This is a genomic window from Pseudomonas sp. Y5-11, assembly GCF_022368695.1.
GTDB lineage: Bacteria > Pseudomonadota > Gammaproteobacteria > Pseudomonadales > Pseudomonadaceae > Aquipseudomonas > Aquipseudomonas parakoreensis.
Window position 1 is genome coordinate 6367412 of sequence record NZ_CP058974.1, and the last position, 23562, is coordinate 6390973.

A 23562-nucleotide genomic window follows, 5' to 3' on the forward strand; every position below is an offset into this window, starting at 1 on the left:
TGCGCAACCTGGCAATTGCCTTCGAGCATTACAACGAGCAGCATCCGCACAGCGCCTTGAACTATCGCTCACCGAGGGAGTTCAGGCGCTTGGCAGCAGCATCAATTTGACGGGGAGTTGGTGTCCGGTTTTGTAGGGGCAAGTCCAGACAGCCAAAGATGCTAGCGATTGATAAGGTCAGGAATTGCCCCCTAGCAACCTCATTGAGGTAGAGACAAACCTTGACTTTAAGGATGCAACCTAACCTGAAAAGGCTTGATTTGGCGCTCCGCCAACTCTAACTCCCTTACGCGTTCCCATAGCTGTAGATTTTGTGTGAGGACCCGGTCGCGCTGCGCACGAACAGTTGCTAATTCAGTCGCCAAGGCATCAAGCTTATCTTCCAAACTGTCAATTTTTTTAGTGTTTGAATGACTGCCCCCCCGATTTGCCTCTGCACGAAAAGCCTCAATCCTGGCTAATATGGGCAAATGTGCGTTACGAGATTTCTTGAGGTAGCCACGATCAAATCCGGCTTCGAAACTTACAATGCTCGCGGTGATTTTCGAACGAGATAAGCCTACATGCTCCGCCACAACTGGCCTGCCTTCGAGAAGGCGCTGCAACGCCTCTTCACACTCAAGCAAACCACGACCAACTACTTTATTAGAACGCATAGCTACACATCCTTATCAATAAAGCGCGCCTTAAAGCTCAGGAGTCGTTCAAGATCCCCATTGGCTACTTGATATTCTCCCGAACCATAAGAATATAGCGTTAACTCTTCAGTCATAGCCTCAATGGCATGGCCAACTTTTTCAGGCTGTATTATTGCGCCTTCACATATCAAACATTCTGTGAAATCACCAAGCAAAAAATAATCACATCGACCAACCTTAGAACAACCACCTAAAAAAGTTGGCCGATAGCTAATCTCGCAATTCTTCACACGAATCAAAGTGTCTGCCCTAACATCCTCAATGCATACTTCACCATTCTTCAAACGAGCTTTCTGTTTCTCAATATAAGACCCCGTGCCTCCGAACAATGGTGCTTCCCTGAACAGCACATCGGACAGCAGTTGATTCGCAACAGCCATCGGCATCCCCATCTGAAACTCCAACGCAACATGCGAGTTGGGCAAGACAAAGCCATTACTTTTCGGATCGTAGTATCCAAAAATAGTCTTTAGATTTTGAAACCCATTACTGTAATAGCGAGCCATTTCGAGAGTCACTTGTTTGTATTGCGACTTCAAACTGGGCAACGAAATAAATCCACTATTGCTACCATAGAAAGCTAATGAACGGCGAAACTGGTGACCTGTCAGCGGCCAAGAACGACCTACCGCAAACTCTGGCTCACTGTAAAAGTCACGCTTCGTATCAGTTTGCGCCAACTCCTGTATGTCAGAAAGCTCAATCCTGACACCTTCTATTAGAGGAATTTTATTATAAAAATTCCCTAACTTCCCCACACCAACATCGGTATTGCGTTTTCGAAGGACTGCGGGATTTAGAAATAATGGACAGTCATTATCCACATCAATTTTATAGATACTTGCTAGTCCTCGACAAATTGCCTGCGCAATTTTTACAGCCTTGACAACTTCGCTCGGCGCGAACCACGATTCTGATTTTTTGTACCCTGTAAATTTTGTGGTCGTCGACAGAACTGAGACTGATCTCGCCAAGTCGCGAGTCACTCCATTATCATCAACGACCTCCTTTAAATAGATCTCATCAGACAAACAATCATACTGCATGCGCAGCACCTCTTGCTCTCTCATGCCTGTGTATAAGTGAATTACGTTTTTTACAATGTATTGCATTTTCAATAGCGCAGGGCTCAACCCTCTTTTATGAGAACAAGAAAAAACTCCAGAAAAAACCTCATTCAGACAATGAGCCTGAAGCACCTCAGTCATAATTGGTCTGTAATTAGCCTTTCCGCCAGGCAACAGACTTTTCTGAACATCATGAGCGAGCCCATAGAATTCATCGCAAAACTTAGATACAAAGCACTCCAGGCTTTCTACGCCTCGGTGAATCTGATCAAGCATATCTTGGAGAACGTTTATTAGCTCCAAATAGATCCTAGTTGGAATAACCGGATGTTGATTAGGCTCATGTCGACGCAATTCAATATCACGCGAACTAATAACGCGATAACCCAATCGATCATCACCAACAGAAATTAAATTGGCAAGCAAAGCTGATAGCATTTGCGGAAAATGTGGCTGCGCCCTCTCAGCAATAAACGCTGCCAAATAGACCGGGGTACTGAAAAGTTGTTGCAAGGACAACACACCAACTAAAGGCTTTTGGATTTGCTCATAACAAAACAACACCGCGCTCCGCAAAACCACCCAGCGCTGCTCTAATGTCTTTGCACTCAACCGCCCCAGACGACCACCTCCTGCGAAATATGCAAGACAATAGATAATGTATTTCACCTCATCGATCAACGCTTTGTTTTCGGGACCAATCGACTTTAAAATCTTATCAAATCTAAACTTCGTGACCCTCGTCGCTCCAAGTCGATATGGATTAAAGTCCCATATCCACTCTTTATATATTGCCGTTGGCGTACCATGTTTATTTCGACACAGAACAAACTCAGATGAGGGTTTAAAGTTTATATCCAGCATTGCAGCATCAGGAGCAACGGCACCCAAATTACCCATGGCGGCATATAAACCACTTACCGCAGAGGCACTCAAAATACAACCCCCATTGCTTCATAGCGTTGCAGGCGTCGCTCCCAAAATGGCGTTAGCACCCCAAGATTAAATACTTTATTCCTCATGGCAGATACTAACTGCGAAACAGACTCCGAGCGATTTGCAATTGCCTCTAAGATAAACTCGACCCGAATGGATAAGTCCTTATAGAGTACTTCTGCGTGACCACTATCCTGAGCAGTATTGCGTACAGCGTTAACCACATAATGGAGACTTAATAACTTATGAATATCATCTTCATCGGCGTGACAGAAATAATGAGTGCAATACAAACAGCCGTACTGATTACGACAATTCGGCTGAATCACCGGTGCTTCGGTATCGCTGACGGGAACTGGAAACCTGAACGAGTCACAATGACCAACGGCAATTGAGTCAAGTTTATCTGACGCTGTAACACTTCGCTCACGTACCATTTGAGCAGCTTTACGCACTGAATCCCAGTAAGTACCAAACTCACTTTCCTGCTGTTCAACAGTGGCTTCTGAGTACGACGAAATATTCACCCCACTGGAATGATTTAACGCCCGCGCAACTGTTTCCAGGGAGTACTTAGCCGCGTGATGAGCGGAACTTTTATGCTTACGCGCCTTGTTATAGGTTATTTTTGGATATTTGCCATCTACAAAAACGCCCGAAATCGATGAGTAAAACCTAGTTGCCGCAGCCCCGGCATCAAGATCAGAAAATGATAGACAAACAGCGCCTTTAGAAATCTTTATCTTGAAAAACAATCTATCAACATATTCTCCATTGAGAATCCAATCACGCAACTTAAAATACTCTCGAAGCAGTGTTAACCCTTTTTTTCGCCCTAAGACATATCCGGTCATCTTTCCTCTAGCACGAAATTTTACAGCCGTTAATTCTTTCTTCAATACTGACTTATCAATCCCCAGAGCATCCTCATAACTAAACTGTTCCAGTTCAGTAGGTGATGCACCTGTCATCAACATAAAAAGAGAAATATATGCTTTTACAGCAAAGGCGGCCATTTGCAACCGGACATAATTACGAGATTCAGAATTAGCAAATTCTACGCTAGCCTGCGCATCTGCTATAGCACGCTCTGCTTCACAAAGCCTAATTGTCTGACCTCTTCCAGCATATTTGGACATGTATTCTTCGACTGTTGCAACACGTCTTTCTGCCACGTTATAACAATCATGCCCCTGTCGAAAAGGACTATTCATTCCACCATTAGAAGGAAACTTAACAACTTCATAATTTCTTATCCGGACTACGCATGGAAATGGCTCTTGCTCAAGAATAAAATTACTGTAATCACGCGCAATGGCAATACATACGTCCGTAAAAAAGTGTACATCGGATTCTCTAGGCGGCTTTATTGCTTTTCTTTGCCTAGCAATTGGCACGGCACTACGAACTACATAATCCACTACTGATGAAAACTGGAGTCCAATTATGAACTGTAAGGTCTTCTGACATTTAGCGGCATGCTGAGGAGCAAAATCCCCTTTTCTGATTGAATCATTAAGATAAGATGTGTAGTCAGCGTATGCTCTAGATGCACAACTTACATCAGTAAAAACCTCCACATAACCATTGGCATTTAACCAATTCACGACAATGTGCAACACTCTAAACTGGGTTACTATCGAATTATCGCGCAAACCTATTAGAGAATCGAGGAGCTTCACCACTAGCTCACGCCTACTTTCCACAAGAGATGACTCGACAACCGATATAGTACCGGCATTGTCAAACTCCCTCGATCTAGCTTCGCCTCGCGTTGCATATGCGATACTCCCAATATCGATAGGCGACTTATACCCCTTTGCATTGGCAAGCTTTAGACGCAAGCGCTCCGGAAACACATGCTCCTGACTGATTTCATCTACCGTGATGACTTTTGTTTCACGAAATGACCAATCAACATGACTATTCATCTTGAGCACTCAGTATAAAACTTGAATAACTACCTAAAAATAGACTAGCCTCAAACTTTTCCTGCGCGACAGTTTTCTGAGGAAGCATCTTGAATAGTTGAAGGTAATGCTCTGTCATCTCTCGTGTGGCGTGGTGCATTCGCTCCATTATAAAATCAATATCATCTCCTGGACGCATAAGCCCCACAACAATAAGGGCCTGCAATCTTTGATAGAGCTGAAACCCAAAAGTCGCACGCAACCAGTGATACGAAAAGTCCTGAGGGTACTTATCAGATGTCTTTTGCAATATTTTTCGCTTTATTGTGTCTGTGACTTGGCCAATGGGTCTAGATTTGACAATAGGGTAGCGCGGATCATCTTTTGCCATGTAATAACACCCTCCCTGATCAGATAAAAAGACGTACATATCCTCGTCTTTTATCTGTATATTTGGGTAATATAAAGACAGAGCGGTTCTAAACTTATCTCGCCGTTGCCTCATCATCGGACTATCTCCAAGCACCCGTAACTCCTCAGCAAGTTGCTTTGGCACGTGCAAACGTTGGCTACGGTCTTTCTTGGTATCCATCCCTGTGCCTGGACCGGCATGTAACAGATAGGTGCCATCTAACTGCAGCCTTTCTGAAATGAACCCTTTTAGATGCTTTAACCGCATCGTAAGCACGGTCTGCTTACGGGCGCCAGTCATCAAAGCCGTCAACAGTATAAGACGTTCTAGTGCTGACCACTCCTCACCTTCAATAACCTTCAAAAACTCAGCCAGCTCAACATTAGACAAAGGACGAAGATCTTCGTTGTCCTCTCGCACATACCCTATTGATACCAGCCTTCCTGGAACCGTTGATTTAGTTTGACTACGCTTTTCAGCCGTAATCACCCTAGCGGCCCCGTAAGCATTTTTAATTAAAAATTTTACCTCCTTGACTGTATCTACTCGCTGCAAGTCAATGTCATGCCAATTGGCACAAACAAATCTATAGAAATCAAATACCACGCCTGTGTATTGATTTACGACTGCCGAACTACGCCCACTATGATTTATCAAATGAGCAAAATACTTATATGTAGGTCTCAACACAGGGCGACGCCCCGAAAAGTCGAGCCAGTTAAGTCCTTCGCTTTCACAGTAGATCAAGTAGTCTAATAATTTGCTGGCTCGACGGCGCAGATCATCGGTAGGCCTATTGCTTAACGTTTTATTTTCAATCAAGGATAAAAGGTATGAATTGGCTTCATGCCAAGGCTCACCTTCCTTATGAAACAGAAACGGGAGATTGTAGATATCTCCCGAGGTAAACGAAGAGCCGATTTCCTCAACCTGGTAGAGCTGTTTGGTTTCAGCCCCTTCAAGTACCGATTTAATTGAGTCAACGGGCTGGATACCGACATGCAGGGTCGCGAAGGCGCTCTGCGCGTGAGGGATGAGAACGAGGCGACCTTCGTAACGCCGATTTGAGTAGGACATGACTCACCCTCAAAGGACTGAGTCAACCCTAGATGTTAAGCGCTAAAAATCAAGGCTTCTTGTCAATGTCTTTCTTGTTAAGCGATTCGACCCAAGGGTCTAACTTATGGAATAGCTTCGGATACCGCCCCTTCAGATCCTTTTTCACCTCGGCATAGGTGCTGCGCCAGAAGTTGGCCAGATCCTGTGTCACCTGCACCGGCCGCCGCGCCGGTGACAATAGGTGCAACTTGACCACTTGCCGCCCGCCGGCGATTCGCGGCGTCTCGGCGAGGCCGAACAGCTCTTGCAAACGCACCGCGAGAATCGGCGGCGACTCGCTGTAATCCAGACGAATCGATGACCCCGACGGCACGCTGATGTGATGTGGGGCCAGCTCATCAAGCTTCTGCGGCAACGGCCACGGCAGCAGATTGCGCACGATGCTCGACAGGTCCAGATTGGCGAAATGACTCAGTCGCGAGACTTTGCTCAGATAGGGCATAAGCCATGCTTCCAGGGTTTTGAGCAACGTCGCGTCGCTGACATCCGGCCATTGGCTGTCGGCCTGTGTCGCCAGATCCAATTGCCGCAACAACGCGACCCGCGCCTGCCACTGACGCAGTTCCGGCGTCCACGGCAGCAACTCCAGACCTTTGCGCCGGACCAGATTGACCAGCGCCTGACTGCGCGCCGCTTCGTCGAGCCCGGTCAACGGTTCGCGGCTGAGGATCAGTTCGCCAACCTTGCGCTGACGCTCGGCGCGCAGCACGCCTTCGCGCTCGTCCCAGTCCAGTTGATCGACGGCACGCACTTGCTCGGCGAGCACCGAGTCGAACAGCGTCGGATCGAAATCCGCCGCCAGGTAAATCCGTTCCTCGCGCTGCCCCTGACGACTGCCGAGGTCGGCGATCACAATCCACGCCTCCTTCATCAGGCTGTCGGCTTCGGCGAACAGCGCAGCGCGACCATTGGCCAGCCGATATTCGGCGCCACCGGCGCGCCGCTGTTGGGCGACGCGATCCGGATAGGCCAGCGCCAGCAATGCGCCGAGCCAGCGCGGATGATCGGGATCGCTGACGGGATCGCTGGCCTTGCCGCGCAGGTAACCGCGATACTGCCGCGCCAGTTGCCGCGCACGTTGCACGCCACCCTGAGCACCGCGTGCCGCGCGTTCCTCGCCAGAGAGCAGCACCAGGCGGCTGTGCAGATCCGCCCCGGCGCCGCGCAAAATATCGCGTTCGCCGAGCAGTGCCGCGACGTCGCACGCCATCTGCGCCAGCCCCAGCGCCTGACCGCGCAGCAACAGATGGGCGATGCGCGGATGTGCCGGTAATTCGGCCATGGCCTGACCGTGGGCGGTCAGCGCCTCGCCTTCGAGTGCGCCCAGGCGCTGCAGCAGATCCTGCGCCTGGGCATAAGCCGCTGCCGGCGGCACATCGAGCCAGACCAGTTCGCCCGGCGTGACGCCCCAGCGTCCGAGTTGCAGCGCCAGCCCCGCCAGATCCGCCGACAGAATTTCCGCACTGCCGTAAGCGGCGAGTTGCTCGTGCTGATCCTGCGACCACAGGCGATAACACACGCCCGGTTCCAGACGTCCGGCCCGGCCCGCACGCTGGGTGGCGCTGGCCCTGGAAATACGCTGCGTATCGAGACGGGTCATGCCGCTGCCGGGGTCGAAACGCGGCACCCGCGCCAGCCCGGCATCGATCACCACTCGCACGCCGTTGATGGTCAGACTGGTTTCGGCAATGTTGGTCGCCAGCACCACTTTGCGCTGACCCGCCGGCGCCGGGTCGATGGCGGCGCGCTGGGCATTCAGGTCCAGTTCACCGTGCAACGGGCAGAGCAAGACATCTTTACGCTCACCGATGGCATCGCTCAGTTGCTGATGCACACGACGGATTTCCGCCTGCCCCGGAAGGAACACCAGCAGGCTGCCGGTTTCATCGTGCAGGGCATCGAGGACGGTCTGGGTCACGCGTTGGTCGATGTATTCGCCAGGCTGGAACGGCCGCCCCCAGCGCATCGTCACCGGGTACATGCGCCCTTCGCTGCGCAGGATCGGCGCGTCATCCAGCAACCCGGCCAGACGCTCGCCTTCCAGCGTGGCGGACATCAGCAGAATCTTCAGCGGCTGTTCAGCGCGGAACAGTTCACGACCGTTCAAACTCAGAGCCAAAGCCAGATCGGCATCAAGGCTGCGTTCGTGAAATTCGTCGAAGATCAGCAGACCGACACCTTCCAGCGCCGGATCATCCTGCAGACGCCGGGTGAGAATGCCTTCGGTGACCACTTCGATGCGGGTGTCGGGGCCGACCTTGCTGTCGAGACGGATGCGATAGCCGACGGTTTCGCCCACCTTCTCACCCAGTTCGCTGGCCAGGCGTTCTGCGGCTGCACGCGCGGCGAGACGGCGTGGCTCGAGCATCAGAATGGTCTGCCCGGCCAGCCAGACCTCATTGAGCAAGGCCAAAGGCACGCGGGTGGTTTTACCGGCGCCGGGCGGTGCTTCGAGCACGGCTTCGTGGCGTGTCGCCAACGTTTCACGCAGGGCGGGTAAAACTTCATCGATCGGCAAAGAAATCATGCTGGCTCCCAAACAGAGCCGCGAGTATAACGGCGAACTGCTTGGCGTTCGTCAGGGTCTTAACTTCACAAGACGAAGCTTCGTTAACAGATGACTCAGGAGATTTTCCATGCGCTTACCTTCTCGCCTGATCGGCGGTGTACTGGTCGCCACCCTGCTCACTCAACTTACGGCCTGCGGTTCGATTTTCTATCCGGATCGTCGCGGTCAGATCGACGGCAAGATCGACCCGGCGATTGCCGTACTCGACGCCGTCGGCCTGCTGTTCTACGTCATTCCCGGGCTGATCGCTTTCGCGGTCGACTTCACCACGGGCGCGATCTATTTCGAACCGGGCCATACGGCGCAGGTCGATCCGGCGAAACTCAAACAAGCGATCGGCCCGGACGGCCAGGTCGATAACCTCAAGTTGCAGGCTATTCTCGAAACTGAACTGGGCCGCAATCTGCCGCTGGACGATCCACGCCTGATCCAGCACAAGGGCAGCACCCAGCAACTGGCGATGTTCGGCCTGCAACCCGCCGCCTGATCCATAAGGAATTTCTGCACTCATGACCACCAGCCCCGAACACGCCCGCCTGCTGCGGCTGGCAACCCGCGCCTCGGTAGCGGTGGCCTGCACGCTGATCATCGCCAAAGCCATCGCCTGGTGGCTGAGCGGTTCGGTGAGCATGCTCGCCGGCCTCACCGACTCGGCGCTGGATGGCGTCACTTCGCTGCTCAATCTGCTGGCAGTGCATTACGCACTGCGCCCGGCGGATGACGATCACCGTTACGGCCACGGCAAGGCTGAATCGCTGGCGGGCATGGCGCAGGCGCTGTTCATCGGTGGCAGTGCGGTGCTGATTGCGTTTCAGGCGTATGAGCGCATCAAGCAACCGGAGCCGCTGGGCGCTCCGTGGCTGAGCATCGGCGTGATCGTTTTCTCGCTGTTGCTGACCGCGGCGTTGCTGACGCTGCAACACCGGGTGATCAAACAGACCGGCTCCAACGCCGTGCGCGCCGACTCGCTGCACTACCGCTCGGACATGCTGCTCAACGGCAGCATTCTGATCGCGCTGGTTCTCGCCGGCATGGGCTTTCATCAGCTCGATGCATGGTTCGGTCTGGGGATTGCCGGGTACATTTTGTGGAGTGCGATCCAGATCGCCCGGGAAAGTTTTTCGGTGCTGATGGATGAGGAGCTGCCGAGCGATGTCAGTCAGCACATGCTCGAACTGGCCTGCGGCGTACCCGGCGTGTTGGGCGCACATGATTTGCGCACACGGATTTCGGGTAACCACTGGTTCGTGCAGTTGCATCTGGAGTTGCCGGGAGAGCTGACGTTGTCAGTCGCCCACGGCATCAGCGATCAGGCGGCGGATGCAATTCACGCCGCCTACCCGCGAGCCGAGGTGCTGGTGCACGCCGACCCGCAGGAAGTGGTCAAGACCGAGCGGGCGCAAACCCGGCTTCAGTAAGACACCTGATAACCGCGACTGCTCAGGCAATTGCCCTGAGCCTGGCGGTAGGCCTGCACCACTTCGGGCGCCGGTTGGTACGTCGCGGTACGTGGATCGAAACCGCTTTGCTGCACCGCGTACTGGTAGCACTGGTAACCGTCCTGCTGCACCTGTTCCGGCGACTGACCGTTGGCCGGATACGCCTCGACGTCATAACCCTGCGATTGCGGCTGCGGCTGCGGCGGTTGCTGCACCGGTGGCTCGACCACGACGTAATCCTGGGTGGCTTCCTGATACGCATAGTAGGAACCGGCAGCGAGGAACAGCAGCGCACCGCCGATCCATACTTCGCGGGCGTAGTCCGGCAGGTACTGAATACGAATCCCGCGTGGCGGCTGCACGACGATGTAGCGCGGGCCTTGCGGGCGATACCAGTAGCCGCCGGAATAGAAGTAATCCTGACCGCGATACGGCACGCGATATTCACGATCCGGGAAGCGGTCGATCACATGCCCCGGGCGATATTGCGGGCCAGGGCCCCAACCGTTGCCATGCCCGTCCGGGCGACCCGGCCAGCGATTGTCATTGGGTCGGTTGCCGGTTTGCCATTGCTGGTTGTGGTAGCCATTCTGCGGACGCTCGTCGCGGTAGTAGCCCTGACGCGGCTCCTGAGTCTGGCGCACGGTGTCGGGACGTGGCTGGATCGGCAGGTTGTTCGCCGGTGGCGCCTGATGAACCGGTGCAGGCTGATTGGGCGCGCGGTTCTGGTTCTGCCATTGGCCGTTATTGTGCGGCTGGCCGTTGTGCTCGAATTGGCGGCTGTTGTCGCCGCGAATGATGTCGCTGTTCTGCGGCCGCGGCGGATTTTGCGGCGGCGGATTGTTTTGCCCATGGGGCTGACGCTCGCCGCCATGCCCCTGATTGCCCTGATGCTCACCGCCGTGCCCGTTATTCTCGGGGCCACGATTCTGTGGCTCGTCGGCCAGCGCTTGGGCACCGACGCTCACACACAGCAAACCAACACCGGCCAGACGCCAGATGCGCGACTTCATGCTTTTCCTCACTGCGGGTATTAAGAGGGCTTGTAGCTAAGACCGGGAATACGCACACCGGGTTCTGCGACAGGTTATCAGTCACGAAACTTATTTATTGAGGAAGGCTGTGCATCGAGGCACAAAAATCGCAGACAAGAAAAAGGGAGACCCGTCGGCCTCCCTTTAGAGAACTTCGTCCTGGCTCGACGCTTTTGACGTCGGCTCACCTCACGCCGTCTTCTGGACAGTGTGCAGCTCGGGGGCCGGCACATCCCCGGTGGGGGTGGCGGCCGCGGCGGGCCTGATTGGGCGGGCCGCAGTGGACTGTGTTACCGAGCAGTGATTCTGGTGATAAGAATAGGCCGCAATGCGCGACAGATGATTGCGAAGATTGCTCAAATAAACACCGCTTGCGCAATTTTTAACCCTGGATAGATAATCCGCCGCAATAGTTACAACCAAGGACTGATTCATGAGCAAACTCGACCGTTACGACCTGAGTATTTTGGCGGAATTGCAGCGCGACGCCCGCATCTCCAACCAGGAACTGGCCGAGCGCATCGGTCTGTCGCCCTCGCCCTGCTCGCGCCGGGTCAAACAACTGGAGGATGACGGCTACATTTCGCGCCAGGTCGCCCTGCTTGATCGCAAGATGCTCGGCCTGAGCCTGACCGCCTACGTGCTGATCGGCATGGACCGGCACACCCCGGAACGTTTCGAGAACTTCGAAGCAGCGATCCGCACCTTGCCGCAAGTGCTGGAATGCAGCCTGGTGACGGGCGTGGATGCCGACTATCAGTTGAAAGTGGTGGTGCCGGACATGGATCACTATCAGAAGCTGCTGCTGGGACACCTGACCCGGATTGAAGGGGTGACCAGCGTGCGTTCGAGCTTTGTGCTGAATCAGGTGCTCAACAGCACCGAACTGCCGCTGACTCATCTGCGCAGCTAACCCGCACTCCCCTGTAGGAGCTGCCGAAGGCTCGGGCCGCGATCGGACGATCTTTGGATTTTGCTTTTCAAGATCAAAATCAAAAGATCGTCCGATCGCGGCCCGAGCCTTCGGCAGCTCCTACAGGGGGGGCCGCGTGGTAGAGGTGCGGCACACCGACGCAGATCAATGCGTCCCCAGCCACCCCAGGCGTATAATCGCCCAGCCCTTTCAGCCCTGTGCGCGCCGGAGATGCCCGATGGATCCTGCAGTATTCGAAGAGTGGATGATGACTGGCCTGGTCAGCATCCTGATCATTTTCATGGGTTTCATCGTCTGGGATCTGGCGAAGAAGTCCAAGGCCGGGCGCTTCGGCTCGTTCATTCTGTTCTTCGTGCTGGGTCTGGGCGTGGCCGCGTTCATCATCAAGAGCGTGGTAATCGGCCTGATCGAATCCGGCGCTCTATAACCGCGCTGGCACTTCCTTCCACTGGCCCTGATCGAGCCCTTCGAGCGTCCAGTCGCCAATCCGCACCCGCACCAGCCGCAACGTCGGCAGCCCCACCGCGGCAGTCATCCGCCGTACCTGACGGTTGCGTCCTTCACGAATCACCAACTCCAGCCAACGGGTCGGCACGCTTTTGCGAAAGCGTACCGGCGGATTGCGTGGCCACAGTTCAGGCTCATCCAGTTGCCGTGCCTCGGCGGGCATAGTCATACCGTCGTTCAGCTCGACACCGTCGCGCAGGCGCTGCAGTTGTTCAGCCGTCGGCTCGCCCTCGACCTGCACCCAGTACGTCTTCGGCAACTTGTGTTTCGGGTCGGCGATCCGCGCCTGCAACTGACCGTCATTGGTCAGCAGCAACAAACCTTCACTGTCGCGATCCAGACGTCCGGCCGGATAAATGCCCGGCACATCGATGAAATCCTTGAGCGTCGCCCGCCCGCCTTCGTCACTGAACTGCGTCAGCACATCGAACGGTTTGTTGAACAGGATCAGCTTCGGCTCGGCCGGCGGCGCCTTGGCGACACGACGTGGCGCTGAGGGGGAAGGCTTCGCGCCAGGGCGGCGGGAAGGAGGACGCGGGGGACGGGACATGGCGAAAAGAACATCTGACGGTCAGGGCTGCTAATGCTAGTGCCCCGACCGCCAAATGACCACGACTAACCGTTAACGGAACGGCGGCTCGTCGAAGCTGCGCAGTTTGCGCGAGTGCAGCGAGTTGAGTTCGGTGCGCAGCAGATCCACCGCCGCGATGCCGATCTTCAAGTGCTGGCTGACCGCGCGCTCGTAGAACGCGTTGGCCGAACCCGGCAGCTTGATTTCACTGTGCAGCGGTTTGTCCGAGACGCACAGCAACGTGCCGTAAGGCACCCGCAGGCGATAGCCCTGGGCGGCGATGGTGCCGCTTTCCATGTCCACCGCCACGGCGCGGGACAGGTTGATCAACGGACGTTCCTGCGCCCAGCGCAATTCCCAGTTACGGTCATCGTAGGTCAGCACGGTACCGGTGCGCAGACGCTTTTTCAGTTCCTCGCCCTTCTCGCCGGTGATATTGGCCGCGGCTTGTTGCAGCGCCAGCTGCACTTCGGCCAGCGCCGGAATCGGAATGTTCGGTGGCACCACGCGATCGAGAATCCCGTCGCGACGCATGTAGGCGTGTGCCAGCACGTAGTCGCCGATGGTCTGCGACTGACGCAGGCCGCCGCAGTGGCCGATCATCAGCCAGCAATGCGGACGCAGCACCGCCAGGTGGTCGGTGATGTTCTTGGCGTTGGACGGGCCGACGCCGATGTTGACCAGGGTCACGCCATGGCCGTCGCTGGCGATCAGGTGATAGGCCGGCATCTGGTAGCGGTGCCAGACCACGCCAGCGGCAATCGCCGAGGCTTCGCCGTGATCCATGCCCTTCTCGATGATCACATTGCCCGGCAGGACCATGCGCACGAAACGCGGGTCGTTGCGCAGTTGCTCCAGGCCATGGACGATGAACTGGTCGACGTAGCGATGGTAGTTGGTCAGCAGAATCCACGGCTGCACATGGCGCCAGTCGCTGCCGGTGTAGTGCACCAGGCGACGCAGGGAGAAGTCGACGCGCGCGGCGTCAAACAGCGCCAGTGGCAGCGGATCGGTGTTTTCCCAGTCATAGAGGCCGTCGGCGATGCCATCGGTCGCGGCGGACAGGTCGGTACTCGGAAACACCCGCGCCAGCACCGCAGCGGTGACGCCGGAGCCGGCCAGCTCATCGCCCTGCTCGACCACGTACGGGTACGGAATGTTCTGCTGACTGACGCCGACTTCCACGGTCACGGTGAAGTCGTGCATCAACGGCACCAGTTGTTCCAGCAGGTATTTGCGGAACGCCTTGGGGTGGGTGACGGTGACGCTGTAAGTGCCCGGCAGTTGCACCTTGGCGTAGGCGCGGGTGGTCTGCGGGACTTCGCCCTGACACAGGTAGGTCAGACGCAGTTCGGGGTAACGAAACAGAGCACGCTGTTCGGCGTCAGGCTCGACGCGATCCTTGAGGTAACGCTTGAGCGCCGAGTTCAGCGCAGTGGTGGCCCGCTCATGCAGCTCGGCCAGACGATCCACGGCTTGCTCGGCGGTTTGAACGACAATAAACGCTTCGGTCACGATCAGCTTCCTGTGTTCTGACTTGCAGAGCTTCATCTTGCCTGCATCGTGGTCTCACGGGAACAGTGGCGTTGTGGCTGTACCCAAATCTTTCAAACAAAGCGAATCCCAGTGGGAGCTGGCTTGCCAGCGATGAGGCCGGCACATTCGATATCAATGTTGACTGACAGGTCGCCATCGCTGGCAAGCCAGCTCCCACAGGGTTTTGCAGTGTTCGAGGGACCGGGGTCAGAAACCCTGCGGGGTTGAGCGGGCGACGATGGCTTCGACATCAAGCCCACGCGGCAATGCGCCATAGACCCGGCCGCCACCGTTCAGACGGCTGGCAATAAACGCATCACTGACCGCCGCATTCCCCGCCTCCAGCAACAACTTGGCCTGCAACCCCAGCGCTATATCTTCAGTCAGTTGCCGCGCGCGGTATTGAATATCGCTGGTGTCCTTGAACTGCGCCTGCAACTGCTGAATATGCGCGGCCAGACGCTTGTCGCCATGGCCGTTGCCCAACTCGCTGAACAGCACATCGAGCACACCCGGCTCTTTCGACAGTGCACGCAGCACGTCGAGGCACTGCACGTTGCCCGAGCCTTCCCACGTCGAGTTGACCGGTGCTTCGCGATACAGCCGCGGCAAAATGCTCTCCTCGACATACCCGGCGCCGCCCATGCACTCGGCGGCCTCGTTGATCATTCCGGGGGCGCGTTTGCAGATCCAGTACTTGCCCACCGCCGTCACCAGACGGGCGAATTGTGCTTCGTGGCGGTCATCCAGATGATCCAGCGCCTTGCCCATGCGCAGGCTCAGCGCCAGTGCGGCCTCGCTTTCCAGCGCCAGATCGGCCAACACGTTCTGCATCAACGGTTGCTCGCTGAGCAGTTTGCCGCCGACCGAACGGTGCGCGCAGTGATGGCTGGCCTGAGTCAGCGCCTGACGCATCAGCGAGCTGGAGCCGACCATGCAGTCGAAACGGGTCATCGCCACCATCTCGATGATGGTTGGTACGCCGCGCCCCTCCTCGCCGACCATCCATGCCAGCGCGCCGCGAAACTCCACTTCGCTGGAGGCGTTGGACTGGTTGCCGAGTTTGTTTTTCAGGCGCTGGATGTAGAACTGATTGCGCGTGTCGTCCGGACGATGGCGCGGCAGCAGGAAGCAGGTCAGCCCCTTGTCGGTTTGCGCCAGGGTCAGAAACGCATCGCACATCGGCGCCGAGCAGAACCACTTGTGCCCGACCAGTTCATAGGCCTGGCCCGGACCACTGGCGCCCACCGGATAGGCCTTGGTGGTATTGGCTCGCACATCGGTGCCGCCCTGTTTCTCGGTCATCGCCATGCCGATGGTCACGCCGGCCTTGTGCGCCATACCGACGTTGCGCGGGTCGTACTCGGTAGCGAGGATTTTCGGCAGCCACTGCCCGGCCAGATCCGGCTGCAAACGCAGGGCCGGGACGCTGGCGAACGTCATGGTCAACGGGCAGCCGCTACCGGCCTCGGCCTGGCTGTGCAGATAGCTCATCGAGGCGCGGGCAACATGCGCGCCGTCCTGCGGATGAGTCCAGGGTGACGAGGTCAGGCCATGTTCGATCGCGGTGCGCATCAGCTCATGATAGGCCGGATGAAACTCCACCAGATCAATGCGATGGCCGTACCGGTCATGGCTGACGAATACCGGTTTGTTCTGATTGGCGAGGAACCCGGCTGTCATCAGCGGTCCGCCGGCCAGCGCACCGTAGGCATCGATCCGCGACTCGGCCCAACCGGCGCCAAAGCGGCGCGACCACTCCTGCAATGGCAGGTCGATGCGGTACAGGTTGGCACCGTCCAGCGACGGTGGCTGGTTGGTGACTTCGTGGGTTTCGGCGAACTGATGCAGGTTCATGACGGGGCTCCTTTGGTCAGCCAAGGAATCCAGTTAAGCACCGGCCCGTGGCTGATCAAAGTGTCATATGCGCCGAACTGTCGGCGCTTTCACCCTGTTACGCGCTGAGCACCCGACGCTCCAGCGCCGTCTGCAGGTCTTCGAATTTCACCGGTTTGTTCAGGTAATCGATGCGCGTACCCGGCGCGCAATGCTCGCGATCCGTGCCCTGCGCCAGCATGAACACCGGCAGACTGGCGCAGCCGGGCAACGCATGAATCTGGCAGCACAGCGACGCGCCTTCGTGGGAGGGCAACTGGCAATCGATCAGCACCGCATCGAAGTTTTCCCGTTGCAGACAATCGAGTGCCGCCGCGCCGTGGTCCGCCGTGCGCACGCGGAAACCGAGCTTGAGCAGCATGCCGCGCATCACCAGTTGGTTGACGCTGTTGTCGTCGACCAGCAATACCGTGCAGTCCTGCGGCGCACGGATCCGCTCCTGCAGCGGGGCCGGGCTCGGCGCCGCTTCGACCGCCGGCAGTTCGAACTCGACGTCCAGCTGAAAACGGCTGCCACGCCCGGGTTCGGAACGATGGGTGAGCTTGCCGCCGAGCAACTCCACCAGTTGCCGACAGATCGCCAGCCCCACGCCCAGGCCGCCGTATTCGCGGGTCATCGAACCGTCGAGCTGGAAGAAGCGCTGATACAGCGTCGCCTCGCCCAGATCGGTGAAACCGATGCCGGTGTCGATCACCGCAAACGACAACGCCAAGCGGTTGTCCGCCGTCGGCTTGCCGGTCACCCGCAGCGCCAGACCACCGACCCGGGTGAACTTGATCGCATTGTCCAGCAGGCACTCCAGGCACTGCGCCAGTTTTGCACTGTCGCCGTGCAAGCGATCCGGCAGGGTCGGCAGCACCTCGACCTTGAAGTCCAGCGACTTGCTCGCCGCGTTGCCGTCGAACTGCACGCGCAAGGCCTCGACCACCGCGCGCAGGCTGAAGCTGCCCGGCGTCGCCTTGAGCTTGCCGGCCTGCAATTCGGTGAGGGTGAGGATGCCGTTGACCATGCGCATCATGTCCCGCGCAGAACCGGCGGCGGTTTGCTGGTATTGCTCCAGTTCAGGCTCCAGCTCGACGGTCTGCATCAGTTCCAGCGAACCGATCACGCCGTTCATCGGCGTGCGCAATTCGTGAGTGAGGGTCGCGAGGAATTCATCCTTGAGCTTGTTGCTGTGCGCCAGTTGCTGGTTGAGCACTTCGAGTTTCTGCCCGGCATCGAACAGGGTCTGCGCCTGTTGCTCGCGCATCGCGTTGATGCGGTCGGCCAGCGCCAGCGACAGCAGCGCGACTTCGATCGCCGAGCCGATCTGACTGGCGTACATGGTCAGGAACACGTTTGGCAGCAAGCCGAGCACCATCAGCGTGTTGACGATACCGCCGAGCAAAAACGCCGACCAGGCAATAATGAAGTAACGCGCCACCCGCAAGCCGCGCCACCAGGCGAGGATCCCGGCAGCGAAAATCACCACGGTGAACACCAACGCCAACAGGGTCGCCAGGCGCAGCGACAAGGCGTAACTGGTCATCAGCGACAGCCCGACCACCAGCGCACCGAACGCAATCAAAGCGATCAGCAGATAGTCGAGCCAGCGGCTGTGGGTTCTGGTCTGCAGGAAACTGCGGGCGAACTGGCTGCCGAACAGCCCGGCGCAACCGATGAAGAACGGCGTGGCGGCGTTGGCCCACCACGGATTGTCCGGCCAGAAATACTCGACCGCCGCGCCATTCACCGACAGTTGATAGAGGCCGAACGAGGCGATGTAGAAGATGTAATAAAGGTAGCTGGTGTCGCGCACGCTCAGGTAGATGAACAGGTTGTAGACCAGCATCCCCAGCAGCACACCATAAATAATCCCCAGCACATACAGGCGCACCGGCTGGTCTTCGAGGTAAGCCGTGCTCGACCATAACGTCACTGGGGCCTGGATCGAGCCTTCACTGGCCAGACGCAGGTACACGGTTTTTTGTTGGTCAGGGGCGAAGGTCAGGTCGAACAGGTAATTGTTCTGCCGGATCTCGCGGCTGGCGAACGGCAAAGCGTCGCCGGTTTGCCGGATCAACCGGTAGTCGCCATTGGCATCGGCCATATAAAGGTCGAGGTGATCGAGCGGCGGATACGCCAGCTCCAGCAGCCAGGTGCGTTGTGCGGCCGGATTGTCTGGACGGTAATGCAGGTCGATCTTCAGCCAGAACGCCGAGCGCGAGTAACCGGCATTGAGCGTGGCTTTGTCGTGGGGTTTGAAATTGCCCGCCGCCGCTTGAGCGCGAACGTCGGCGATGTTCGCCTGACCGCTCGGGTCTTCGAACACCTGCAAGGAGCGGCCCAGCGGGAGGCTCTGGGTATTTTCGTCGAACTCGACGGCGCTTGCGAGAAGGGGCAAGCAGAACAGCAACATCAGCAAATAGCGCATTGAAGCCCCAGCGTGGCTCGTCCGGTTGTGTCAGGAAGCCCCCCATTCCCTTTGAGTAGACGTAAAACCGGTATTACCTGTTATTGGTTTGGATCCAGACTAGCATAGCCGTTGATGGCCATTGAGCACCATCGAAATTTTTCCTGCAAAGGCTCTAGAACGGGCGTTTCAGAGCAAAGCTGCGGACTAGAGCTGTTGAGTTGGTCAACTCGCTACAACGGCGCATGTTGTGCATACCTCTGTGGCGAGGGGATTGATCCCCGATGGGTCGCGAAGCGGCCCCAAACCATGCAACCAGATTCTTTCAGACACGATTCGTAAAATGGATTTGCGACTGCTTCGCAGCGCATCGGGGATAAATCCCCTCGCCACCATTGCTACCCGACTAATGGCCGCAATGTGTCAGACAATCTCTAGCCAAACACCGTCAGGACTGAACCCCAAAATCAGGTTTGGTGGTAAGCTCGCGCACCATGAATATCTACAGCTCCCGCCCCGTTGTCCTCTGTCTCTCCGGCCACGACCCCAGTGGTGGCGCCGGCTTGCAGGCAGATATCGAAGCCTTGCTCGCGCAGGGTTGCCACGCGGCTCCGGCCGTCACCGCCCTGACCGTGCAAGACACCGTCAACGTCACTGACTTCCGCGTCCTCGACCGTGAGTGGGTACTGGCCCAGGCCAATGCCGTGCTCAACGACTCCGAAGTCGCTGCGGTCAAACTGGGCATGCTCGGTTCGCTGGAAATGGTCGACACCGTGGTCGAACTGCTTTCTGCGCACCCGCACCTGCCGGTGGTCTGCGACCCGGTGCTGCGTGCCGGCGGCGGCGGACGCCTGGGCAAGGATGAAGTCGGTTACGCGATGCGCGAGCGTCTGCTGCCACTGTCGATCATTGCCACCCCCAACCTGCCCGAAGCGCGGATCCTCGCTGAACTGCCCGAAGGCACCGCAGACGAGTGCGCGGAAAAACTCCTGCCGTTCGTCAAAAACCTGCTGATCACCGGCGGCCACGGCGACGAAACTGAAATCCACAATCGCCTGTACGGCCGTGACGGCCTGCGTGACACCTTCTATTGCCAGCGTCTGCCAGGCAGTTATCACGGTTCCGGTTGTACCCTGGCCAGCGCTATCGCCGGTCGTCTGGCCCAGGGCGAACACCTCGCCAGTGCCGTACGCACGGCACTGGATTACACCTGGCGCACCCTGCGCGATGCCGAACAACTGGGCAAAGGCCAGTTCGTGCCGCGTCGTCTGCCGCTGGATTTTTGCTCGTAACGTCGTGAGGTCTGCCTGATGAAACTACGTGGCCTGTACGCCATCACCGACAGCCAGTTGCTGGCGGGCAAGTTTCTGTCGTACGTGGAGGCGGCGCTGGAAGGCGGCGTCACCCTGCTGCAATACCGCGACAAAAGCAGCGACGAGGCCCGCCGCCTGCGCGAGGCCGAAGCCCTGCGTGACCTGTGCGAGCGCTACAAGACGCAGTTGATCATCAACGATGACGCCGAACTGGCCGCGCGCCTGAACGTCGGCGTGCACTTGGGGCAGACCGACGGCCCGCTGTCGCCGACCCGCGCCCTGCTCGGCTCCAAAGCCATCATCGGTTCGACCTGCCATGCGCAGCTCGAACTGGCTGAACAGGCCGCCAAGGAAGGCGCGAGTTATGTCGCCTTCGGTCGCTTCTTCAATTCCAGCACCAAACCCGGCGCGCCAAGCTGCAGCCTCGATCTGCTCGACGAGGCCAAGCGCAAGCTGCATCTGCCGGTCTGTGCGATTGGCGGCATCACCCTCGACAACGCCGCCCCGCTGGTGGCCCACGGTGTCGACCTGCTGGCGGTGGTCCACGGCTTGTTCGGTGCCCAGAGCACCGCCGAAGTGACCCGCCGCGCCCGCGCCTTCAACGAACTTCTGAAAATCTGATTTGAGAGCCCGAACATGTCTCGTTCCGAAACCCTGTTTGCCAATGCCCAGAAACACATTCCCGGTGGTGTGAACTCGCCGGTGCGCGCGTTCAAGAGCGTGGGCGGCACACCGCTGTTCTTCAAGCACGCCGAAGGCGCCTACGTCACTGACGAAGACGACAAGCGTTATGTGGATTACGTCGGTTCGTGGGGTCCGATGATCCTTGGCCACAGCCACCCGGACGTGCTCGACGCGGTGCGCAATCAACTGCAGCACGGCCTGTCCTACGGCGCGCCGACCGCGATGGAAACCGAAATGGCCGACCTGGTCTGCTCGCTGGTGCCGTCGATGGACATGGTGCGCATGGTCAGCTCCGGCACCGAAGCGACCATGAGCGCAATCCGTCTGGCCCGTGGTTACACCGGTCGTGACAGCATCATCAAGTTCGAAGGCTGCTACCACGGTCACTCCGACAGCCTGCTGGTCAAGGCCGGTTCCGGCGCACTGACTCAAGGCGTGCCGAGCTCCGCCGGTGTACCGGCAGCGTTTGCAAAACACACCTTGACCCTGCCGTTCAACGACATCGACGCGGTTGAGAAGATGCTCGCCGAAGTCGGTCAGGACGTGGCGTGCATCATCGTCGAGCCAGTGGCGGGCAATATGAATTGCGTGCCGCCGGCGCCGGGTTTCCTCGAAGGCCTGCGTGCGCTGTGCGACAAGCATGGCGTGGTACTGATTTTCGACGAGGTGATGACCGGTTTCCGGGTGGCCCTCGGTGGCGCTCAGGCGTACTACGGCGTAACCCCGGATCTGACCACGTTCGGCAAGATCATCGGTGGCGGCATGCCGGTCGGCTGCTTCGGCGGCAAGCGCGAAATCATGCAGCGCATTGCCCCGCTGGGCCCGGTTTATCAGGCCGGCACCCTGTCGGGCAACCCGCTGGCAATGGCCGCCGGTTTGACCACCCTGCGGCTGATCAGCCGTCCGGGCTTCCACGCCGAGCTGACCGATTACACCACGCGCCTGCTCGATGGCCTGCAACAACGCGCCGATGCGGCGGGCATTCCGTTCGTCACCACGCAAGCGGGTGGCATGTTCGGCCTGTACTTCAGCGGTGCCGACGACATCGTCACTTTTGAAGACGTGATGGCCAGCGACGCGGCATTGTTCGGTCGCTTCTTCCACCTGATGCTGGAAGGCGGCGTGTACCTCGCACCGAGCGCCTTCGAAGCCGGTTTCACCTCGATCGCCCACGGCGAAGCCGAGCTGAAAATCACTCTGGACGCAGCCGAGCGCGCCTTCGCCGCACTGAAGTAATCGCCGTGCCGCTGACGTTGGCCATCGCCAGCGTCAGCTTTTACCTACACCCAAGCCGTTTTTCCCACGCCTCTGCTAAAAATCGGCAAGAAAGTGGCCGATATATTCCCCGCGCAGCAGAAAAACGAGTAAAGACTTTGTAAGGTTGGCCCTGCTTATTTCATAATGCGCGCTTATTGGATCCCTCGATGGGTCCGCGTGCCCTTCAGAGGTAAGTCGATTCCCATGAACCGCACCGGCCGCACCCTTGCCTTGGGCTGCCTGTTGCTCCTTCAGCCCCTGCTCGCGCATGCACAAGCAGGCGGCAACTCGTTGTTGATCCCGGCGATGGGTCGTTGCACCCTCAATACCCAGCCGCAAGACGTCACGCAGGCACTGGCCGCCTGCCAGAAAGCGGCGGACGAAGGGGATGCACAAGCGCAATACGAGTTGGGTGAGTTCTACTACGACGGCAAGAATGCGCCACGCGATCTCAATCAAGCCCTGAGCTATTTCGAAAAGGCCTCGTTGCAAGGCCACGCTCAGGCGCAGTTCAAGCTCGGCACCATGTTTTTCCACGGCGAAGGCGTGCAGGCCAATAACATTCAGGCGTACATCGTACTGAAGATGGCCGCGGTCAACGGCGCTGAAGATGCGCTGGACACCGCCGACGAAGTCTCCGAAAAAATGTCCCGCGAAGACCTCGAAACCGCGACCCAGGTGCTGGGGCAAATTTTCCGTAAATACCTGATGGAACTGCAGAACGCCGATGGGCGCACGCCGTTTTCGCCATTGCCATAAGACCTTTTGTGGCGAGGGGATTTATCCCCGATGGGTTGCGTAGCAGCCCCAAAACCCTGCAATCAAGTTCCTTCTGACATACCTTGCTGAATGGACTTGCGACTGCTTCGCAGTCGATCGGGGATAAATCCCCTCGCCACAAATCATTTCAAATCCAGATCCGGGCTTACTTCTCAGGCATCGGCATCGGAAACGGCATCACATTGCCGACCGCACCGCGGGCTTCGCTGATTTTCGGGGTGCCCAGACGTTCCACCTCGTCGATGCGCACGATCGAATGCATCGGCACAAAGCTGCGCACCACGCCTTCGAACTGCGCCTTGAGCTTCTCTTCGCTCGGATCGACCACCACTTGCGTGCGCTCGCCAAAGACGAACTCTTCCACTTCCAGAAAACCCCACAGATCACTTTGATAGATCTGTTTGGCGTACATTTCGAACACCTGGCCCTGGTTGAGGAAAATCACCTTATAGATTGGAGCTTCGCGTTTGGTCATGGCGGGGGGATAACATCGGGGATAAAAATGAGG

21 protein-coding genes are annotated in these 23562 nt (G+C 57.4%); 9 read left to right on the top strand and 12 right to left on the bottom strand.

Annotation, left to right across the window (positions count from 1 at the left end):
- Positions 1-110: integrase core domain-containing protein (locus HXW87_RS28675; RefSeq protein WP_239779193.1), on the top strand; the 110-nt coding region annotated here is incomplete at its 5' end.
- Positions 111-227: 117 nt separating this feature from the next.
- Here HXW87_RS28675 and HXW87_RS28680 read toward each other — a convergent pair.
- The 5 genes from HXW87_RS28680 to hrpB are packed head-to-tail and all read right to left on the bottom strand — an operon-like array spanning position 228 to position 8669.
- Entirely contained in the window at positions 228-656 is a 429-nt protein-coding gene (locus tag HXW87_RS28680) for a hypothetical protein (protein ID WP_033896464.1), read from the bottom strand.
- Positions 657-658: 2 nt separating this feature from the next.
- Entirely contained in the window at positions 659-2701 is a 2043-nt protein-coding gene (locus tag HXW87_RS28685) for an integrase (RefSeq protein ID WP_235378426.1), read from the bottom strand.
- Positions 2698-4632 carry a hypothetical protein gene (locus HXW87_RS28690; protein ID WP_143519838.1) on the bottom strand — a complete coding sequence of 645 codons (1935 nt, stop codon included), beginning with the start codon at positions 4630-4632 and terminating at the stop codon, positions 2698-2700. The genes HXW87_RS28685 and HXW87_RS28690 overlap by 4 nt, the downstream gene beginning before the upstream one ends.
- Positions 4625-6100: a site-specific integrase gene (locus HXW87_RS28695; protein ID WP_033896462.1), complete on the bottom strand. Its 1476-nt coding sequence runs from the start codon at positions 6098-6100 to the stop codon at positions 4625-4627. Before HXW87_RS28695 ends, HXW87_RS28690 begins: the two co-directional genes overlap by 8 nt.
- Before the next feature lie 49 nt (positions 6101-6149).
- Positions 6150-8669 carry an ATP-dependent helicase HrpB gene (hrpB, locus tag HXW87_RS28700; protein WP_239778230.1) on the bottom strand — a complete coding sequence of 840 codons (2520 nt, stop codon included), beginning with the start codon at positions 8667-8669 and terminating at the stop codon, positions 6150-6152.
- Positions 8670-8778: 109 nt separating this feature from the next.
- On the opposite strand from hrpB, the gene HXW87_RS28705 reads away from it, so the two are divergent.
- Both HXW87_RS28705 and HXW87_RS28710 read left to right on the top strand, forming a co-directional pair.
- Positions 8779-9198, top strand: coding sequence for a hypothetical protein (locus tag HXW87_RS28705; RefSeq protein WP_025108718.1), 420 nt, complete (start codon positions 8779-8781; stop codon positions 9196-9198).
- A 22-nt stretch (positions 9199-9220) separates the two neighbouring features.
- Positions 9221-10129, top strand: coding sequence for a cation diffusion facilitator family transporter (locus tag HXW87_RS28710; protein ID WP_239778231.1), 909 nt, complete (start codon positions 9221-9223; stop codon positions 10127-10129).
- Here the strand turns inward: HXW87_RS28710 and HXW87_RS28715 are convergent.
- Positions 10123-11163: a DUF6515 family protein gene (locus tag HXW87_RS28715; RefSeq protein ID WP_121187367.1), complete on the bottom strand. Its 1041-nt coding sequence runs from the start codon at positions 11161-11163 to the stop codon at positions 10123-10125. The genes HXW87_RS28710 and HXW87_RS28715 overlap by 7 nt on opposite strands.
- A gap of 210 nt (positions 11164-11373) precedes the next feature.
- Positions 11374-11619, bottom strand: coding sequence for a hypothetical protein (locus HXW87_RS28720; protein WP_239778232.1), 246 nt, complete (start codon positions 11617-11619; stop codon positions 11374-11376).
- Between HXW87_RS28720 and HXW87_RS28725 the strand changes: the two genes are divergently transcribed.
- Together HXW87_RS28725 and HXW87_RS28730 are read left to right on the top strand one after the other, a co-directional pair.
- Positions 11618-12097, top strand: a complete 480-nt coding sequence (locus HXW87_RS28725; RefSeq protein WP_007909658.1) for an Lrp/AsnC family transcriptional regulator — start codon at positions 11618-11620, stop codon at positions 12095-12097. The genes HXW87_RS28720 and HXW87_RS28725 overlap by 2 nt on opposite strands.
- Before the next feature lie 238 nt (positions 12098-12335).
- Positions 12336-12545 carry a DUF2788 domain-containing protein gene (locus HXW87_RS28730; RefSeq protein WP_003228500.1) on the top strand — a complete coding sequence of 70 codons (210 nt, stop codon included), beginning with the start codon at positions 12336-12338 and terminating at the stop codon, positions 12543-12545.
- Here the strand turns inward: HXW87_RS28730 and HXW87_RS28735 are convergent.
- The 4 genes from HXW87_RS28735 to HXW87_RS28750 all read right to left on the bottom strand — a co-directional run bounded on the left by HXW87_RS28735 (position 12540) and on the right by HXW87_RS28750 (position 19041).
- Positions 12540-13175: a pseudouridine synthase gene (locus tag HXW87_RS28735; protein ID WP_047296781.1), complete on the bottom strand. Its 636-nt coding sequence runs from the start codon at positions 13173-13175 to the stop codon at positions 12540-12542. The genes HXW87_RS28730 and HXW87_RS28735 overlap by 6 nt on opposite strands.
- A gap of 72 nt (positions 13176-13247) precedes the next feature.
- Positions 13248-14747 carry an AMP nucleosidase gene (gene amn / locus HXW87_RS28740; RefSeq protein WP_179294959.1) on the bottom strand — a complete coding sequence of 500 codons (1500 nt, stop codon included), beginning with the start codon at positions 14745-14747 and terminating at the stop codon, positions 13248-13250.
- A 192-nt stretch (positions 14748-14939) separates the two neighbouring features.
- A complete protein-coding gene (locus HXW87_RS28745; RefSeq protein ID WP_239778233.1) occupies positions 14940-16589 on the bottom strand; it encodes an acyl-CoA dehydrogenase family protein in 1650 nt (549 codons plus the stop codon).
- A 97-nt stretch (positions 16590-16686) separates the two neighbouring features.
- Positions 16687-19041 (bottom strand): hybrid sensor histidine kinase/response regulator, encoded by a 2355-nt coding sequence (locus HXW87_RS28750; RefSeq protein WP_239778234.1) that lies wholly within the window; start codon positions 19039-19041, stop codon positions 16687-16689.
- A gap of 473 nt (positions 19042-19514) precedes the next feature.
- Between HXW87_RS28750 and HXW87_RS28755 the strand changes: the two genes are divergently transcribed.
- The 4 genes from HXW87_RS28755 to HXW87_RS28770 all read left to right on the top strand — a co-directional run bounded on the left by HXW87_RS28755 (position 19515) and on the right by HXW87_RS28770 (position 23033).
- Positions 19515-20312, top strand: coding sequence for a hydroxymethylpyrimidine/phosphomethylpyrimidine kinase (locus HXW87_RS28755; RefSeq protein ID WP_086793042.1), 798 nt, complete (start codon positions 19515-19517; stop codon positions 20310-20312).
- An 18-nt stretch (positions 20313-20330) separates the two neighbouring features.
- Positions 20331-20954: a thiamine phosphate synthase gene (gene thiE, locus HXW87_RS28760; RefSeq protein ID WP_041065048.1), complete on the top strand. Its 624-nt coding sequence runs from the start codon at positions 20331-20333 to the stop codon at positions 20952-20954.
- 15 nt (positions 20955-20969) lie between these two features.
- Positions 20970-22253 carry a glutamate-1-semialdehyde 2,1-aminomutase gene (hemL, locus tag HXW87_RS28765; RefSeq protein ID WP_121187372.1) on the top strand — a complete coding sequence of 428 codons (1284 nt, stop codon included), beginning with the start codon at positions 20970-20972 and terminating at the stop codon, positions 22251-22253.
- A gap of 225 nt (positions 22254-22478) precedes the next feature.
- A complete protein-coding gene (locus tag HXW87_RS28770) occupies positions 22479-23033 on the top strand; it encodes a tetratricopeptide repeat protein (protein ID WP_047296791.1) in 555 nt (184 codons plus the stop codon).
- 166 nt (positions 23034-23199) lie between these two features.
- Here the strand turns inward: HXW87_RS28770 and HXW87_RS28775 are convergent, their stop codons facing one another.
- The gene (locus HXW87_RS28775; RefSeq protein ID WP_003185742.1) at positions 23200-23529 is read right to left on the bottom strand and encodes a DUF1820 family protein; all 330 of its coding nucleotides are present in this window, start codon (positions 23527-23529) and stop codon (positions 23200-23202) included.
- Positions 23530-23562: the final 33 nt, after the last annotated feature.